The organism is Streptomyces sp. NBC_00354, from assembly GCF_036106915.1.
GTDB lineage: Bacteria > Actinomycetota > Actinomycetes > Streptomycetales > Streptomycetaceae > Streptomyces.
Map to the genome: position 1 here is coordinate 2,644,056 of NZ_CP107983.1, position 16,993 is coordinate 2,661,048.

A 16,993-nucleotide genomic window follows, 5' to 3' on the forward strand; every position below is an offset into this window, starting at 1 on the left:
CCAGGGTATCGGGCCCTTCCCCTGTCCGGGGACCCGCCCGTTCCCCGGTACGGCCCGCCGCCCCGTCCACCCCTGCCGACCGGCTCCGGCCGGCAGGGGTGGACGCTGCGCGGGGCGGGGAGCAAGCCCGCGCAGCGGGACCTGTGCCCCCGGGTCAGTGGAGACTCGCCTCCAGGGCGGCGGCCAGGGCCGAGGCCGCAGCCGGCGGCAACGGTTTGCCGTCGGCGTCGACCACGTACAACGAGTCCACGGCATTGGCACCGAGGGTGGAGACGTGCGCGCTGCGGACCCGGACCCCGGAGGATTCCAGCGCGCGCCCGATCCGGTGCAGCAGGCCCACCGCGTCCGGGGCCCGGACCTCCAGGACCGTGGCCAGGGAGGAGACGTCCGGGACGACCGTCACCCGCGGGGGCGGCGGGACCACCCCGCGCCGCCGCGGGTACGCCGCCTCGCGGTCCGCCAGCTTCGCCGGGACGTCCAGCGAGCCGTCCAGCGCCCGGATCAGGTCCGTCCGGAGCCGGGCGGCCTCCGGCAGGGCCCCGTACTCCGCCGCCACCCGCCAGCGGAGGACCAGTACCTCGCCCGCCAGATCCGGCAGCTCCAGCGAGCGCAGGTCCGCGGCGCGGACCGTGAGCCGGTGCAGCGCCAGCACTCCGGCGACCGCCGGGAGGACCCCCGGCTGGTCCGGGACCGCCACCACCAGCTCGACCCCGACCGCGTCGTCCTCCTCCTGGCGCGCGTGCAGCGCCAGCACCGGCTCCCGGGTGCGCAGCGCCTCCACCGCGAGGCGTTCCTGCTCCGTCGTCGGGATGACCGGCTCCGCCGCGACGGGCGCAGCCCCGACCAGGACCGACGCGACCCGCGCCACGAGGTCCGCCACCAGCGAACCACGCCACGTGCTCCACGCCGCGGGCCCGGTGGCCAGGGCGTCCGCCTCGGTCAGCGCGTGCAGGATCTCCAGCGTGCCGAGCGATCCCACGGCCTCCGCGACCGACCGGACCGTCGCCGGGTCGTCCAGATCGCGCCGCGTCGCGGTGTCGATCAGCAGCAGGTGGTGCCGTACGAGCACCCCCAGCACGGCGGCGTCGTCCGCGTCGAAACCCACCCGAACGGCCACGTCGCGGGCGATCGTCTCGCCCGCCACCGAGTGGTCCCCCGGCCAGCCCTTGCCGATGTCGTGCAGCAGCGCGGCCATCAGCAGCAGGTCGGGGCGGCTCACCCGGCGGGTCAGGGCCGAGGCGCGCACCGCCGTCTCGACCAGGTGCCGGTCCACCGTCCAGGTGTGCACGGGATTGCGCTGCGGACGGCACCGCACCCGTTCCCAGTCGGGCAGCAGCCGGGTGATCAGGCCCTCGGCCTCCAGGGCCTCCCAGACCGCCACCGTCGGCTCCCCCGCCCCCAGCAGGGTCACCAGCTGCTCCCGCGCCTCCGCGGGCCACGGCACGGGCAGCGGCTTCGCCTGCGCCGCGAGCCGGCGCACGGCGTGCAGCGACACCGGCAGTCCCGCCTGCGCGGCCGCGGCTGCGAACCGCAGCGCCAGCACCGGGTCCCGGTCGGGCCGGGCCGCCAGGGCCAGGACGGCCTCGCCGTCGGACTCCACGACCCCCTCGGCGAGCGGCGCGCGCTCGGCTGCCGCGGCCCCCCGCGTCCCCAGCAGCCCGCGCAGCCTCGGCCGGGCGGCCCGGGCCCGCAGGACCCGCCCGACCTCGCGCCAGGTCACGTCCCCCGCGTACGCGACGACCCGCGCGGCCTCGTAGACCTCGCGCAGCAGCGCGTCCGCGTCGAGCAGGCCCAGCCGGGCGGCGACCTGGTCCTGTTCCTGGAGCGCGAGCCGGTCGGTCGCCCGGCCCGTCACCAGGTGCAGGGCGTCCCGCGCGTCCAGCAGCCGCCGCCGGGCCTCGGCCAGCCCCTCGCGCGGGGCGTCGGCCAGCCAGGACGCGGCGACCGCCCGCAGTGCGGTGGCGTCACGGAGCCCGCCGCGGGCCTCCTTGAGGTCGGGTTCCAGCAGGAAGCGGAGCTCCCCGGCCCGCTCGGCCCGCTCCCGGCACAGCGAGTGCAGCTGCGGGAGCCGTTTGGCGGCCTGGTTGCGCCAGTCGGCAAGGACCGAGGTGCGCAGGCCCGCGAGCAGGCCCGCGTCGCCCGCGACCGGCCGGGCGTCCAGCAGGCCCAGGTGCACCTTGAGGTCCTCGGCGGCGGTCCTGCGGGCCTCGGCCGGGGTCCGTACGGAGTGGTCGAGGGCCACGCCCAGGTCCCACACGGGGTACCAGATCCGGTCGGCCAGCGCGCTGAGCGCCCGCGGCTCCGCCTTGCCGTCGTGGAGCAGCAGCAGGTCGAGGTCGCTGCGCGGGGAGAGTTCGGCGCGCCCGTAGCCGCCGACGGCGACGAGGGTGGCGCCCCGCACCCCGGTCTCCCGCTGGGCGGTGGTGAACAGGGCGTTCAGCCAGCCGTCGGTCAGCCCGGCCAGCGCGGAACGCCGCGAAGGCCCGGACCGCGACTCCTCCTGGAGGAGTCGCAGCCGGGCCGCGGCGTACCCGCTGGGTCCCGAGCCGGACGGATCGCCGGAATCACCCGTCGTGGTCTGCTCGACGCTCGTCACCCAGGAGCTCCCGTCGCCTAGAGCGCTTCAGCGCCGCGCTCGCCGGTGCGGACGCGGATGACCGCGTCCACGGGGACGCTCCACACCTTGCCGTCACCGATCTTTCCGGTGCGGGCGCCCTTGACCAGGACGTCCATCACCGATTCGGCGTCGTCGTCCTCGACGACCACCTCGATGCGGATCTTCGGTACGAGGTCCACGGTGTACTCGGCGCCGCGGTAGACCTCGGTGTGGCCGCGCTGGCGGCCGTAGCCGCTGGCCTCGGAGACGGTGAGCCCCTGGACTCCGAAGCGCTGGAGGGCGTCCTTGATCTCGTCCAGCCGGTGCGGCTTGACGATCGCGGTGATCAGCTTCATGCGTCAACCTTCTTGCTCGCGGCGGCAACGGGGACGGGGGTGGCGGTGCTCCGGGAGGAGGCGCCGCCGCCGGCTCCGCTGAAGTCGTAGGCGGTCTCGGCGTGCTCGACCTGGTCGATGCCGGAGACCTCGTCGTCCTCGGTGACCCGCATCCCGATCGTCTTGTCGAGGAGGAAGGCGAGGATCGCGGACACGACGAGAGAGTAGGCGAGGACGGCGAAGACCCCGATGGCCTGCTTGCCGAGCTGCTCCAGGCCTCCGCCGTAGAAGAGGCCGGCCACGTCGGACTGGACCCCGCCGGTGGCGAAGAAGCCGACCAGCAGCGAGCCGATCACACCGCCGACGAGGTGGACGCCGACCACGTCGAGGGAGTCGTCGAAGCCGAACTTGTACTTGAGGCCGACGGCCATGGCGCAGACGACACCGGCGATGGCACCGATGGCGATCGCGCCGAGCGGGGAGCAGGAGCCGCCGGAGGGGGTGATGGCGACGAGGCCCGCGACCGCGCCGGAGGCGGCGCCGAGGGTGGTGAAGGAGCCGTGGCGCAGCTTCTCGTAGCCGAGCCAGGCGAGCATGGCGGCGGCGGCGGCGACCTGGGTGTTGACGAACATGACCGCGCCCACGCCGTCGTCGTTGCCGAGCCAGGATCCGGCGTTGAAGCCGAACCAGCCGAACCACAGCAGACCGGCGCCGAGCATCACGAGCGGGAGGCTGTGCGGGCGCATCGGGTCCTTCTTGAAGCCGACGCGCTTGCCGATGACCAGGATGACGCCGAGGGCCGCGGCGCCGGCGTTGATGTGGACGGCGGTGCCGCCCGCGAAGTCGATGACGCCGAGCTCGAAGAGCCAGCCGCCGGCGCCCCACACCCAGTGGGCGACGGGGAAGTAGACGACGGTGACCCACAGGGCGGTGAACAGGGCCCAGGCGCTGAACTTCACGCGGTCGGCCAGGGCGCCGCTGATCAGGGCGGGGGTGATGACGGCGAACATCAGCTGGAAGACGGCGAAGACGTAGACCGGGATGGTGTACCCGTCCCACAGCTCGGTGATGCCGATGCCGCTGAGGCCGACGTAGTCGGAGGACCAGCCGATGATGCTGCCGGAGTCCGCTCCGAAGGCGAGGCTGAAGCCGTAGAGGACCCAGAGGATCGTGACGATCCCGAGGCTGATGAAGCTCATCATCAGCATGTTGAGGCTGCTCTTGACGCGGACCATGCCTCCGTAGAAGAAGGCGAGTCCCGGGGTCATCAGCATGACCAGGGCGGAGCAGATGAGCATGAACCCGGTGTTCGCAGCAGACAGCGTCGGGGCGTCTGCGGCGAGGGTCGTGATGGCTGATGCCATCGGCGTCTCCTCGTCGTCGGTACGTTCGCGTGCGGGCGATCGTGAAAACCTGAGCGGCGCAAGGCGTAAGGCCGGGGGGTGGGGCCTGGGGGCTGGCCGGTTATTGGCCCTGAGATTCGCGCAGGCCGGTTTCCGGCGGCGCCGCTCGGTGTTTCGCGCCGATGACGAAGGCGTCCGGGCTGTTACGGGGTGATGAACTGCGACGGACGACCGCAACCATCAATTGAGGAACCACGACGGCGAGCAACCACCTCCGCGAGAGCGGCGCCGGTTTAGGCGCAAAAAGGGAGCCGGCCGCGGCAGTGACCCGGATGTCCTGGCTGGGGGAGCCTGATCGGGCTTCACGGGGTGACTGCCGCGGCCGGGGCCTTCGGGGGCGGCCGCTCGGGCCGTCAGACGGCCTCCGCGGCTTCCGGGAGCCGGGATGCGAGCTGGTCGGTCAGCCGGACCACGTCGGCGACGTCGCCGTACTCACGGGCGGCGGTGTCGACGGTCTTGCGCAGCCGCGTGTTCACCCTTTCGGACCGCACCTTTCCGGCCACGTCGAGGGCGCGCCCGACGAGGACGGTGGCCTGCTCGGGCTCGCGCTGGATCAGGTGCACGGTGGCCATGCCGATGAGGTTGAGGGCGTACGAGCGCTGGTGCTCGTCGTCCTTCTCGAAGAGCTCCACGGCCCGCTGCATCACGGGTTCGGCGAGGGAGGCGTACATGGGGCTGCGCCCGGCCACGTAGGCCAGGTCGCGGTACGAGTGGGAGTTCTCGCCGTTGAGCTCGGCCTCGGAGAAGAAGCGGATCCAGTCGGGCTCGGGCTCGCCGCCGAAGGCGACGTCGGAGAAGGTGTCCTCGGCCATCCGGACGGCCCGCTTGCAGCGGCTGGGCTGGCCCATGTTGGCGTAGGCGCGGGCCTCCATCGCATACAGCATGGCCTGGGTGCGCGGGCCGGCGCAGTCGCGGCTGCCGTACTGCGCGAGGTGGATGAGTTCCAGGGCGTCCTCGGGGCGGCCCAGGTGGATCATCTGGCGGCTCATGCTGGAGAGGATGTACGAGCCCAGCGGCTTGTCCCCGCCCTCCTTGGCGGCGTGCAGCGCGAGGACGAAGTACTTCTGCGCGGTGGGGTGCAGGCCGATGTCGTAGCTCATCCAGCCGGCCAGTTCGGCGAGTTCCGCGGCGACCTTGAAGAGCCGCTTCATGACGGGCGCCGGGTGGTTCTCCTGGAGCAGGTCGGTGACCTCGTGCAGCTGGCCCACGACGGCCTTGCGGCGCAGTCCGCCGCCGCACTGGGCGTCCCACTGGCGGAACATCACGGTAGTGGCTTCGAGGAGGCCGAGTTCCGGTTCGGAGAGCCGCGGCGGGCGGTGGCCGCTGAGGGCTCCGGCCGCTCCCGCCTCGCGGGGGCCCGGGTCGGCGGCGGGGACCGGGACGAGCCAGCGCTGCATGGGCTCGATGAGGGCGGGGCCGGCGGAGAGGGCGAGGGAGGTCCCCAGGAAGCCGCGGCGGGCCAGCATCAGGTCGCTGCGGGAGAACTCGCCGAGCAGCTCGACGGTCTGCGGGCCGGCCCAGGGCAGGTCGACGCCGGAGACGGAGGGCGTCTGGTGGGCGGTGCGCAGGCCGAGCTGCTCGATGGCGACGACGGAGCCGAACCGCTCGGAGAACAGCTCGGACAGGATTCGCGGGACGGGCTCGCGGGGCTGTTCGCCGTCGAGCCAGCGGCGCACCCGGGAGGTGTCCGTGCTGATGTGGTGGGCGCCCATCTGACGGGCGCGCCGGTTCACCTGGCGGGCGAGTTCGCCCTTCGACCAGCCGCTGCGGACGAACCAGGAAGTCAGTTGCTCATTGCGGGCTGCAGAGCCCGGGGCCTCCGGCTCCTCGCTCGTTCCGCTTGCGCCGTTGCCGCTCACAGGAACGCCCCCATCCACTCAGTCTCTTCATACGAAACCCTGGCTGGGGCGGCGGGCGCCGCCACGGACCTTCACAGGTCCTCCACACGTTGCCTCCGGCATAACCACGGACGGCACGCCTTCGGGGTTTGGTGCACTGAAAGTAATCCTACGATCACCCCTGCCGCGAGGTCGATTCCAGAAACGCCACCATTCGCCACCCCTTCGAATGAACTAGCCACCGGCCAGGCGCGATTCACTTGACACCGAGGCGAAAACGATCGGTTGGACGGGAGTGCACCAGGGGCGCACGCGGCGAGGAGTGCGCCGGGTGGCCCTCGGGACACCGGGCTCGCACCCGGCCCCGCATCCCGTCCCGCCGACGTCGTAACCACCGGCGCGTCCGACCCGTTGGAGGGGGCATGGGCATGGGCTTCACGATCGGCGGCAGCCGCAGCACCAAGGAGTTCCGTTCCGGCTCGCGGCGCCGCGGCCGGACGTCGGAGTGCACGGCGGTCGCGGAGTACACCGGGCTGTGGGGCTGGGACGTGGTCCCCGGCGCCCGCGCCGCGGCCCCCGCCCGCGACTGCTCCTGCGGTCATTCGAATTGCAGCACGCCGGGGGCACATCCGCTGCCCCTCGCTCCGACCGTCCCGGCCGGCGCCACCCTCGACGAGGTCACCGAGACCTGGGGCGGCTACCCAGGCGCCGCGGTCCTGCTCCCTGTGGGCCGCGCCTTCGACGTCATCGAGGTCTCGGAGGAGGCCGGGCGCCGCGCGCTGGTCCGCCTCGAGCGGATGGGCCTGCCGCTCGGGCCGGTCACCGCGACCCCGGACGGCCGGGCCCAGTTCTTCGTCGCCGCGGGCGCGGCTGCCGAGCTGCCGCAGCTGCTGTACCGGATGGGCTGGGACGACGCCGACCTCGACCTGCGGGCCCTGGGCGTCGGCGCCTTCCTGACCGCCCCGCCCTCCGACCATGCGGGCCTCGGCCCGGTCGGCTGGCTGCGCCCGCCGGCGCTCGACTCCGCGGGCGGCCCGCCGCAGGCCCGGCTGCTGCTCGGCACCCTCGCGTACATCTGCCACCGCCTACGGCGCTAGTGGGTGTCCATGGCAGCGCCCCCGCGTTCCGGCCGGAATGCGGAGGCGCTGCCATGCGTACGTCTGCGAACGTCTGCGTGCGCTGCGTACGGTCTGCGCTCAGTCGCCGATCAGGGCGTCCACGAACGCCTCCGGCTCGAAGGGCGCCAGGTCGTCCGGGCCCTCGCCGAGGCCGATGAGCTTGACCGGGACGCCGAGCTCGCGCTGCACGGCGACGACGATGCCGCCCTTGGCGGTGCCGTCGAGCTTGGTCAGCACGATGCCGGTGATGTCCACGACCTCGGCGAAGACGCGGGCCTGGGTCAGGCCGTTCTGCCCGGTGGTGGCGTCCAGGACCAGCAGGATCTCGTCCAGCGGGCCGTGCTTCTCCACGACGCGCTTGACCTTGCCGAGCTCGTCCATGAGGCCGGTCTTGGTGTGCAGGCGGCCGGCGGTGTCGATGAGCACCACGTCGGCGCCTTCGGCGATGCCCTCCTTGACCGCGTCGTAGGCGATCGAGGCCGGGTCGCCGCCCTCGGGGCCGCGCACGGTGCGCGCGCCGACCCGCTCGCCCCAGGTCTGGAGCTGGTCGGCGGCGGCGGCGCGGAAGGTGTCGGCGGCGCCGAGCACCACGGAGCGGCCGTCGGCGACGAGCACGCGGGCCAGCTTGCCGGTGGTGGTGGTCTTGCCGGTGCCGTTGACCCCCACGACCATCACGACGCCCGGGGTGTCCACGCCGCTCTCGGTCTTCACCGCGCGGTCGAAGTCGGTGCCGACCAGGGTCAGCAGCTCCTCCTTGAGCAGGGCGCGCAGGTCCGCGGGGGTGCGGGTGCCGAGCACCTTGACCCGCTCGCGGAGCCGGTCCACGAGCTCCTGCGTCGGCACGACACCGACGTCGGCGATCAGGAGGGTCTCCTCGATCTCCTCCCAGGTGTCCTCGTCGAGGTGCTCGCGCGAGAGCAGCGTGAGCAGCCCCTTGCCGAGCGAGTTCTGTGACCGGGCGAGCCGGGCGCGCAGCCGGATCAGGCGGCCGGCGGTGGGCTCGGGCACCTCGATCTCGGGGGCGGCCGGAGCCTCGGGTTCGACGACGGCGGGCGCCTCGGGAGCCGCAGCCTCCGCTTCGGGGAGGCCGACCTCCTCGATGGTGCGGCGGGGCTCTTCCGCCGTCTCTACGGCGTCCTCCCCCACCTGCGGTTCGGCGGGCGGGGCAGTGATGGTCGGTGTGCTGGGCGGCGCCGAGGGCGGCAGCTGCTTCTTCTTGCGGCTGCCGACCACGAGCCCGCTGATCACGCCGACCGCGACCAGGGCGATGACTACAGCAAGGATGAGGATGTCCATAACGCGTCCAGTATCGGCCACGGCAGCCCCGGACCCCCGTTTCCGGCGCTTGCCACCAGACCGTAAGGCTCCATTTGTGCTCTTAGCGGCACATCTACGATGATGGGCGGATTCCCGTACGCCCTGTCCACCCGGAGTGCCGCATGCCTGCCGAGCCCGCCGAAGGCGCGATACAGACGCCGCCCGAGACGCTGCCCGAGACCTCGGTCGAGACCCGCGGCCTCGAGCCCGTGCCGGACAGCGAGCGCAGCGGCCGGGTCCGCGAGCTCGTGCCCACCTGGGTCGCCGCCAACATCAGCGTGCTGCTGCTGACCATGGGCGCGGGCCTGGTGATCTTCAACAAGCTCAACATCTGGCAGGTGCTCGTCGTCGCGGTCGCCGCGCCCGTCGTCTCGTACGGGCTCGTCGGCCTGATCTCGATCGCCGGGAAGCGCGGCGGCGCCCCCGGCATGGCCCTCTCGCGCGCCGTGTTCGGCCAGCGCGGCAACCTCTTCCCCGGCGCCCTGATCTGGGTCGCCCGCTGGGGCTGGGAGACCATCAACGCGGTCAGCGGCGCGTTCGCCATGCTCACCGTGCTGGACCTGCTGTTCGGCGTGCAGAAGAACACGGCCCTGATCGTGGTCACCCTGCTGCTCTTCGTCGGCTGCACCTTCCTGGTGTCCGGCCTCGGCATCAGCGCGCTGCGCGTCTGCTCGACCTGGTCGACGTACCTCTTCGGCGCCTTCAGCGTGCTCGTGCTCGGCTATCTGGTCGCGGAGACCGACTGGTCCGCCGTCTTCGACAAGCCGGCCGGCTCGACGGCGATGATGATCGCCGGCATCGGCACCATCGCCGCGGGCGGCATCAGCTGGGTCCCGTCCGGCCCGGACTTCACCCGCTACCTGCCGCGTACGGCCTCCGCCAAGGGCATGGTCGGCGCGACGATCGGCGGCGCCGCCGTCGTCGTCATCCCGATGGTGCTGATGGGCGCGGTCATGGCGGTGGGCACTCCGGACCTGGCCACGGCCCAGGACCCGGTCTCCTTCATCGGCAATCTGCTGCCCGCCTGGATCGCGGTCCCGTACCTGCTGATCGCGCTCGTCGGCATGCTGCTGATCAACTCGATGTCCATGTACTCGGCCGGCTTCACGGCGCAGACCCTCGGCATCAAGGTCCCGCGCGCGGCGGCCGTCAGCGTCAACGCCGTCATCAGCCTGGTCTTCGGCTTCCTGCTGATGGTGGTCGCGACCAGCTTCTTCGGCTCGTTCATCTCCTTCCTGACGCTCCTCGCCGTGGCCTTCTCCGCGTGGATCGGCGTCTTCGGTGTCGACATGCTGCGCCGGACCTCGTACGACGGCGCCGCACTGCTCGACACCACCCGCAGCAGTGCCTACTGGTACCGGGGCGGGTTCGCCTGGCAGGCCATGACCGCATGGGGCCTGGCCCTGGCCGTGGGGCTGCTCTTCACCAAGGTCGACTGGTTCGGCGGGCCGCTCGCCGGCACCTGGATCGGGCAGAACGGCCTGGGCTGGGCGGCCGGCATCGTCACCTCCGGTGTGCTGTACGCCGTACTGCCGCGCACCCCGGCTCCGGCGGCCGGTGCGGCCGGGGCCGAGGAGCCCGCGCTCGCCGGATCCCTGTCCAACTGACGTCACGTCAGCTAACGTCCCCCTTCGCCCGCCCACCCACCTCCGGCGAAGGGGGACTTCTCCATGCCCATCACCGTGGCCCGGTTCAATCTCGTCGACCCGAACGGCACCCCCGAGACCCTCTCCGCCCGCTACAAGGCCGCGCTGGAGATGGCGAGGTACGCGGACGACCGCGGGATCGACACGATCCAGACCGAGGAGCACCACGGCACCGCCAACAACTGGCTGCCGTCGCCGTTCGCCTTCGCGGGCGCGGTCTTCGGCGCCACCCGCCGGATCGCGGTCACCGTCTCGGCGATCATCGGCCCGCTGTACGACCCGCTGAAGGTGGCCGAGGACATCGCGGTCCTCGACCTGCTGAGCGGCGGCCGCCTCGTCACGGTCGCGGGCATCGGCTACCGGCCCGAGGAGTACGAGCAGCACGGCGTCGAGTGGGGCCGGCGCGGCAGACTCCAGGACGAGCTGCTGGAAACCCTGCTGAAGGCCTGGACCGGCGAGCCGTTCACCTTCCGCGGCCGCACGGTACGGGTGACCCCGACGCCGCTCACGCAGCCGCACCCGCTGCTCCTGGTCGGCGGCAGCTCCCAGGCGGCGGCCCGGCGCGCGGCCCGGCTCGGGCTGCCGTTCTTCCCCAGCGCGCACCTGCCGGAGCTGGAGGCGTACTACCACGCACAGCTCGCGGGGCACGGGACGGAGGGGTTCTGCATGATGCCGGCGGCCGAGACCCCGCTGCTGCACATCGCGGAGGACCCGGACCGGGTCTGGGCCGAGTACGGAGACCGCTTCCTGCACGAGGCGGGCATGTACGCGTCCTGGCAGTCGAAGGACATCCGCAGCGCGGTACGGTCGGCCGCGCGCTCGGTGGCGGAGCTGCGCACGGAGGGCGTGTACCGGGTCCTGACCCCGGACGAGGCGGTCGCGTACGCGCGGGGCGCGGGCGAGGCGGGGAACCTGGTGCTGCACCCGCTGTGCGGCGGGATGCCTCTGGACGAGGGCTGGCGCAGCCTGCACCTCCTGTGCGAACAGGTGCTGCCCCGGCTCAAGGACTGAGCGGGGGCAGCACCTGCCGTAAGAGGAGAGGGGGTGTTGGCGGGGGTGGTTACCCCATCTCCTCCAACGCCTTGCCCTTGGTCTCCGGCACCCACCTGAGGATGAACGGGATCGAGAGCGCGGCGAAGATCGAATAGATGACGTACGCGCCGGACAGGTTCCAGTCCGACAGCGACGGGAATGTGACGGTGATGACCCAGTTGGCGATCCACTGGGCGGCGGCCGCCACGCCGAGGGCGGCGGCGCGGATGCGTCCGGGGAACATCTCGCCGAGCAGCACCCAGACCACCACGCCCCAGGACAGGGCGAAGAAGAGGACGAAGCAGTTGGCGGCGATGAGGGCGACGAGCCCCTGGGTGTGCGGCAGGGCGATGTCGCCGCCGCTGGTGTCCTTGTAGGAGAAGGCCCATGCGGCGAGCCCCAGGGAGATCGCCATGCCGACCGAGCCGATGAGCGCGAGGGGCTTGCGGCCGAACCGGTCGACGAAGATCATCGCGATCACCGTGCCGATGATGTTCACGACGGAGGTCTCGAAGGAGTACAGGAAGGAGGAGCTCGGGTCGATGCCGACCGACTGCCACAGCGAGGAGCTGTAGTAGAAGATCACGTTGATGCCGACGAGCTGCTGGAAGACGGACAGGCCGATGCCGATCCAGACGATGGGCAGGAAGCCGAAGCGGCCGCCGAGCAGGTCCTTGAACGTGGACTTGTGCTCGGAGTGCATGGCGTGCTCGATCTCGGCGACGCGCCCGTCCAGGTCGATCTTCGAGCCCTCGACCTCGGTGAGCACCTTCTTGGCCTCGTCGGTGCGGCCGACGGAGACGAGGAAGCGGGGGGACTCCGGGATGACGAAGGACATCAGCCCGTAGAGCACGGCCGGGACGACCATGACGCCGAGCATCCACTGCCAGGCTTCGAGGCCGCCGATCTCCCCGCGCTGGTCGCCGTCGGCGAGGTTCAGGATCCCCCAGTTGACGAGCTGGGAGACGGCGATGCCGATGACGATCGCGGCCTGCTGGAACGAGGCGAGCCGGCCGCGGTAGGCGGCCGGAGAGACCTCGGCGATGTAGGCGGGGCCGATGACGGAGGCCATGCCGATGCCGAAGCCGCCGATGACGCGCCAGACGGCGAGGTCCCAGAGGGCGAAGGGGAGGGCCGAGCCGATCGCGCTCGCGGTGAACAGGACGGCGGCGATCTGCATGCAGCGGATGCGGCCGATCCGGTCGGCCATGCGGCCGGCGGTGGCCGCACCGAGCGCGCAGCCGATCAGCGCGGCGGCGATCACCTGGGCGAGTAGGGCCGAACCGACGTCGAACCGCTCGCGGATGGCTACGACGGCGCCGTTGATGACCGAGCTGTCGTAGCCGAAGAGGAAGCCGCCCATGGCGGCCGCGGCGGCGATGAAGATGACGTGCGCGAGGTGGTCGGGGTGTGCGGCCCGGCCGCCGCCGCCCGGTACCGGCGCCTGCGCTGTGCTGCTGGTCAAGGTCTGCTCCTGCGGGTGCCCGGCTGCGGTGACGGGCTGGGTGGGGGTGGTTCCTTCCAGTGGCGCACAGCTGAAGATCCGGCACCACCCGAAGGGGAAAGGCAGCGGGAGCGAGCCTATGTGTTCAGTTCTTGAAGTCAAGAGGCGGGGAGAAGTTCACTTGTCTGGTTGCCGCGGGTAGGGGCATTCACTTCTCGAACGAACGGATGGGTCAACGAAGTCGCTGGCTGATGACCTTGGAGACGCCGTCGCCCTGCATGGAGACGCCGTACAGCGCGTCGGCGACCTCCATCGTCCGCTTCTGGTGCGTGATGACGATCAGCTGGGAGCTCTCCTGGAGCTCCTCCATGATCCGGATCAGCCGCTGCAGGTTGGTGTCGTCGAGTGCGGCCTCGACCTCGTCCATCACGTAGAACGGGCTGGGCCGGGCCTTGAAGATGGACACCAGCAGGGCGACGGCCGTCAGCGACCGCTCGCCGCCGGAGAGCAGGGAGAGCCGCTTGACCTTCTTGCCGGGCGGCCGGGCCTCCACGTCCACGCCGGTGGTCAGCATGTTGTCGGGGTCGGTGAGGATCAGCCGGCCCTCGCCGCCGGGGAACAGCCGTGAGAACACCCCCTCGAACTGCCGCGCCGTGTCCCGGTAGGCCTCGGTGAACACCTGCTCGACGCGCTCGTCGACCTCCTTCACGACCTGAAGGAGATCGGCCCGGGTCTTGCGCAGGTCCTCCAGCTGCTCGCTCAGGAACCGGTGGCGCTCCTCCAGCGCCGCGAACTCCTCCAGGGCAAGCGGGTTGACCTTGCCGAGCTGCTGGTACGCACGCTCGGCCGCCTTGAGCCGCTTCTCCTGCTGAGCCCGCACGAAGGGCCCCGGCCCCGCGTCCTCGTCCGGGTCCTCGCCGTCGGCGGGCGGGCTCGGCGGCACGGGCTGGTCCGGCCCGTACTCGGCGACGAGGCCGGCCGCCTCCATCCCGAACTCCTCCAGCGCACGCGACTCCACCTGCTCGATGCGCAGCCGCTTCTCGGCGCCGAGCACCTCGCCGCGGTGCACGGAGTCGGTGAGCTTGTCGAGCTCGCCCTTGAGGTCGCGGCCGCGGGTCCGGGCCTCGCCGAGCTCCCGCTCGCGCAGGCCCTTGGCGTACTCGGCGGCGGCGCGCTCCTGTTCGGCCCGGCGCAGCGAGACCTCCAGGTGCGCGAGCAGCTGCCGGGCTCCGTCGGCGACGGCACGGGCCACCTCGGCCTCGTGGCGCAGCCGTGCCCGGCGCCGCTCGGCGCGGGCCCGGGCCTCCCGCTCGGCGCGGGCCCCACGGTCGAGTGCATCGGCCCGCCCGGCCAGCCCCTTGACCCGCTCTTCATGGGTCCTGAGCTGCAGCCGGGCTTCCATCTCGGTCTGCCGGGCGTTGGCCCCGTCGGCGGCGAGCCGGTCCCGCACCGCGCTGTCGGGCTCCTCCTCGACAGGCATCTCCTCGGCGATGGCCAGCCGTTCGGCACACTCCTCGACATCGGCCAGCGCCTGCTCCAGCGCGTCCTGGGCCTTGGCCGCGGCGGCGGCACTGCGCTCGGCCTCGCCGGCGGCACCCTTCGCCTGCCCGGCGAGCCGCCCCAGCTGCTGCGCCACCCCGGCCCGGGCCTGCTCCCCGGCCCGGCGGCGCTCGCCGATCTCCTCGACACGCGCGACGAGTTCCCGCCGCAGGGCCTGGGCGGCGTCCCGGGCCGCGCCGAGCTCCGCGCACTGCCCGTCGAGCCGTACGAGTTCACCCTCCGCCTCGTCGACGGCGGCCTGCACCTCGATGAGGCTCGGCGCCCCGGCGGAACCCCCGTGCGCGAGGTGCGCGCCGAGCACGTCCCCGTCGAGGGTCACGGCGACGAGGTCGGGCCGCGCCCCGACGACCCCTTCGGCCTCGTCGAGCGTCCCGACGACGACGTACTCCCGCAACACCCAGGCCACGGCCCGCACAACACCGGCATCCCCCTGCACCAACCCCCCGGCAGCCAGCCCTGGCCCGCCGGCTCGAGACCCCTGGCCCGAGCCGACCGCCACGGCGCCTGCGGCAGGCAAGCCCGACACCTCCGCCGCGGCGCCGTGGCCGGAGCCACCGGTGAGCAAGCCCGACCCGGCCGCCACGGCACCCTGCCCGGAGCCCGCGGCGGGCAACGCCCCGGGCTCGCCTGCCGAGCCGCCCGAGCCGGCGGCCACGGCCTGCCCCGGAAACGGGGTCCCGGCCGAAGAGCCCGCCGGGTACACGGCATCCGCATCCGCAGCAGCCGGACCCGCCGGGGCGCTCGTCGCCACCGCCTGGCCCGGGATCGGGATCCCGGCCGACGGGTCCGCCGGGGCGGGGGTGATCAGGAACGTGGCCCGGCCCGCATCCGCCTCCCGCAGGTGGCGGATGGCGCCGGCCGCCGCACCCGGGGAGGCCACCGCCACCGCGTCCGCCGCGGACCCCAGCGCCGCCGCCACCGCGACCTCGTACCCCGGGGTCACCGACAGCCGCTCCGCCGCCGGCCCCAACAGCCCGGCCAGCCGCTCCCGCGCCGCGAGCAGCGCCCCCGTGCCGTCCTTCCTCCGCAGCCCCAGTGCCAGCGCATCCCGCCGCGCCGACACCGCCGCCCGCGACTTCTCCGCGGCCGTCACCGCGTCCCGCGCCGCCGTCTGCGCGGCCTCCGCCGCCGCGAGCTCCGCCCGCGCCGCCGCGTACTCCTCGTCCACCGCCGGGTCCTCGAGCCCGCCGACCTCCTCGGCCAGCGCCTCGTACTCCGCCTGCGCGGCCCGGGCCCGGGACTCGGCCTCGTCCCGCGCCGCCACCAGCCGGTCGATCTCCGCCTGCGCGGCCCCCGCCCGGGACCGGGCAGCGCCCAGCCGCCCCGTCAGCCGGGCCAGCCCCTCGCGCCGGTCGGCGATGGCCCGCGCGGCGTCCCGCAGCCGCCGCTCCTCCTCGGCCAGCGACCGCTCCAGCTCCGCCCGGTGCTCGACGGTGTCCTCCAGCGCCCGCGAGGCCGCCTCCAGAGCGGCCGTCAGCTCCGCCTCCTGCTCGCGGATCCGCGCGGCCTCCCGCTCCATGCTTTCAGGGTCCCTCTGGTGCGAGCCGCCCCGCTCCTCCTCGGCCGGAGCCGAGGCCGACCTGACCCGCGCGTCGGCCAGGGACGCAGTCCCCCGTACCCGCTCGGCCAGCTGCGACAGCTCGTACCAGGTCTGCTGGGCCCGCTGGAGCCGCGGCGTCAACTGCCGCACCGTTTCCTCCAGCTGCGCCTCGCGCCGCAGCGCGTCCGCGAGCTGGGCCTCGGCCGCCTCCTTGCGCTCCTTCAGCGCCGCCTCGTCCGCGACCTCCGCGTCCAGCGCACCCCGCAACGTGACCAGGTCGTCGGCGAGCAGCCGCAGCCGCGCATCGCGCAGGTCGGCCTGGATGACGGCGGCCCTCCGGGCCACCGCGGCCTGCCGCCCCAGCGGCTTCAGCTGGCGCCGCAGTTCGTCGTTGAGGTCCTGCACGCGCGCGAGATTGGCCTGCATCGCGTCCAGCTTCCGCAGCGCCTTCTCTTTGCGCTTGCGGTGCTTGAGTACGCCGGCCGCCTCCTCGATGAAGGCGCGGCGGCCCATCGGATCGGCGTGCAGGACGGAGTCCAGCTGGCCCTGGCCGACGATGACGTGCATCTCGCGGCCGATGCCGGAGTCGGAGAGCAGCTCCTGGATGTCGAGCAGCCGGCAGGTGTCGCCGTTGATCTGGTACTCGCTGCTGCCGCCGCGGAACATGATCCGCGTGATCGTGACCTCGGCGTACTCGATCGGCAGGGCGCCGTCGGAGTTGTCGATGGTGAGCGAGACCTCGGCGCGCCCGAGCGGCGGCCGCCCGGTGGTCCCGGCGAAGATGACGTCCTCCATCTTGCCGCCGCGCAGGGACTTGGCACCCTGCTCCCCCATGACCCAGGACAGCGCGTCCACCACGTTGGACTTGCCCGAGCCATTCGGGCCCACGACGCAGGTGATGCCGGGCTCGAAGCGCAGGGTGGTTGCAGAGGCGAAGGACTTGAAACCACGCAGGGTCAGGGACTTGAGGTGCACGCCGCCGGACTCTACCTTTCGCGTTCGGTTTCACCCATGAAGGTGCAGGGCACAACTGACGTTAAAGGAATCGCCCCCCGCCTGGCCCAACGTGCTCGCGCACGGGTGGCGCGGTGGTCGCTGACGCGGTGGTCAAAGAAAGAAGGGACGCCGGAGCGTCCCTTGCAGATCATGCGGGGCTGTAGTCGA

General features: G+C 72.8%; 10 protein-coding genes. 3 read left to right on the forward strand and 7 right to left on the reverse strand.

Annotation, left to right across the window (positions count from 1 at the left end; translation table 11 throughout):
- Window positions 1–154 precede the first annotated feature (154 nt).
- The 4 genes from OHT74_RS11500 to nsdA form a co-directional block, all read right to left on the reverse strand.
- Window positions 155–2,596 (reverse strand): [protein-PII] uridylyltransferase, encoded by a 2,442-nt coding sequence (locus OHT74_RS11500; protein WP_328620202.1) that lies wholly within the window; start codon window positions 2,594–2,596, stop codon window positions 155–157.
- Between the two features lie 17 nt (window positions 2,597–2,613).
- Window positions 2,614–2,952, reverse strand: coding sequence for a P-II family nitrogen regulator (locus OHT74_RS11505; RefSeq protein ID WP_053691083.1), 339 nt, complete (start codon window positions 2,950–2,952; stop codon window positions 2,614–2,616).
- Complete coding sequence (locus OHT74_RS11510; RefSeq protein WP_266663322.1) at window positions 2,949–4,295, reverse strand: ammonium transporter; 1,347 nt, start codon at window positions 4,293–4,295, stop codon at window positions 2,949–2,951. Before OHT74_RS11510 ends, OHT74_RS11505 begins: the two co-directional genes overlap by 4 nt.
- A gap of 392 nt (window positions 4,296–4,687) precedes the next feature.
- Window positions 4,688–6,193: a transcriptional repressor NsdA gene (gene nsdA / locus OHT74_RS11515; protein WP_389870451.1), complete on the reverse strand. Its 1,506-nt coding sequence runs from the start codon at window positions 6,191–6,193 to the stop codon at window positions 4,688–4,690.
- A 407-nt stretch (window positions 6,194–6,600) separates the two neighbouring features.
- On the opposite strand from nsdA, the gene OHT74_RS11520 reads away from it, so the two are divergent.
- Window positions 6,601–7,269, forward strand: coding sequence for a bifunctional DNA primase/polymerase (locus OHT74_RS11520; RefSeq protein WP_266663324.1), 669 nt, complete (start codon window positions 6,601–6,603; stop codon window positions 7,267–7,269).
- A gap of 99 nt (window positions 7,270–7,368) precedes the next feature.
- Here the strand turns inward: OHT74_RS11520 and ftsY are convergent, their stop codons facing one another.
- A complete protein-coding gene (gene ftsY, locus OHT74_RS11525; protein WP_266636376.1) occupies window positions 7,369–8,586 on the reverse strand; it encodes a signal recognition particle-docking protein FtsY in 1,218 nt (405 codons plus the stop codon).
- A gap of 143 nt (window positions 8,587–8,729) precedes the next feature.
- Between ftsY and OHT74_RS11530 the strand changes: the two genes are divergently transcribed.
- A complete protein-coding gene (locus tag OHT74_RS11530; protein ID WP_328620203.1) occupies window positions 8,730–10,214 on the forward strand; it encodes a cytosine permease in 1,485 nt (494 codons plus the stop codon).
- A gap of 63 nt (window positions 10,215–10,277) precedes the next feature.
- Window positions 10,278–11,264, forward strand: a complete 987-nt coding sequence (locus OHT74_RS11535; protein WP_328620204.1) for an LLM class flavin-dependent oxidoreductase — start codon at window positions 10,278–10,280, stop codon at window positions 11,262–11,264.
- A gap of 49 nt (window positions 11,265–11,313) precedes the next feature.
- Here OHT74_RS11535 and OHT74_RS11540 read toward each other — a convergent pair whose 3' ends face one another.
- A complete protein-coding gene (locus tag OHT74_RS11540) occupies window positions 11,314–12,750 on the reverse strand; it encodes a sugar porter family MFS transporter (RefSeq protein ID WP_266663330.1) in 1,437 nt (478 codons plus the stop codon).
- A gap of 211 nt (window positions 12,751–12,961) precedes the next feature.
- Entirely contained in the window at window positions 12,962–16,804 is a 3,843-nt protein-coding gene (locus tag OHT74_RS11545) for an AAA family ATPase (RefSeq protein ID WP_328620205.1), read from the reverse strand.
- Window positions 16,805–16,993: the final 189 nt, after the last annotated feature.

Excerpts from the sequence above, each read along its gene's own strand:
- ftsY (WP_266636376.1), bottom strand. The coding sequence starts at position 8,586 with ATGGACATCCTCATCCTTGCTGTAGTCATCGCCCTGGTCGCGGTCGGC.
- OHT74_RS11510 (WP_266663322.1), bottom strand. The coding sequence starts at position 4,295 with ATGGCATCAGCCATCACGACCCTCGCCGCAGACGCCCCGACGCTGTCT.
- OHT74_RS11520 (WP_266663324.1), top strand. The coding sequence starts at position 6,601 with ATGGGCTTCACGATCGGCGGCAGCCGCAGCACCAAGGAGTTCCGTTCC.
- OHT74_RS11505 (WP_053691083.1), bottom strand. The coding sequence starts at position 2,952 with ATGAAGCTGATCACCGCGATCGTCAAGCCGCACCGGCTGGACGAGATC.
- OHT74_RS11535 (WP_328620204.1), top strand. The coding sequence starts at position 10,278 with ATGCCCATCACCGTGGCCCGGTTCAATCTCGTCGACCCGAACGGCACC.
- OHT74_RS11530 (WP_328620203.1), top strand. The coding sequence starts at position 8,730 with ATGCCTGCCGAGCCCGCCGAAGGCGCGATACAGACGCCGCCCGAGACG.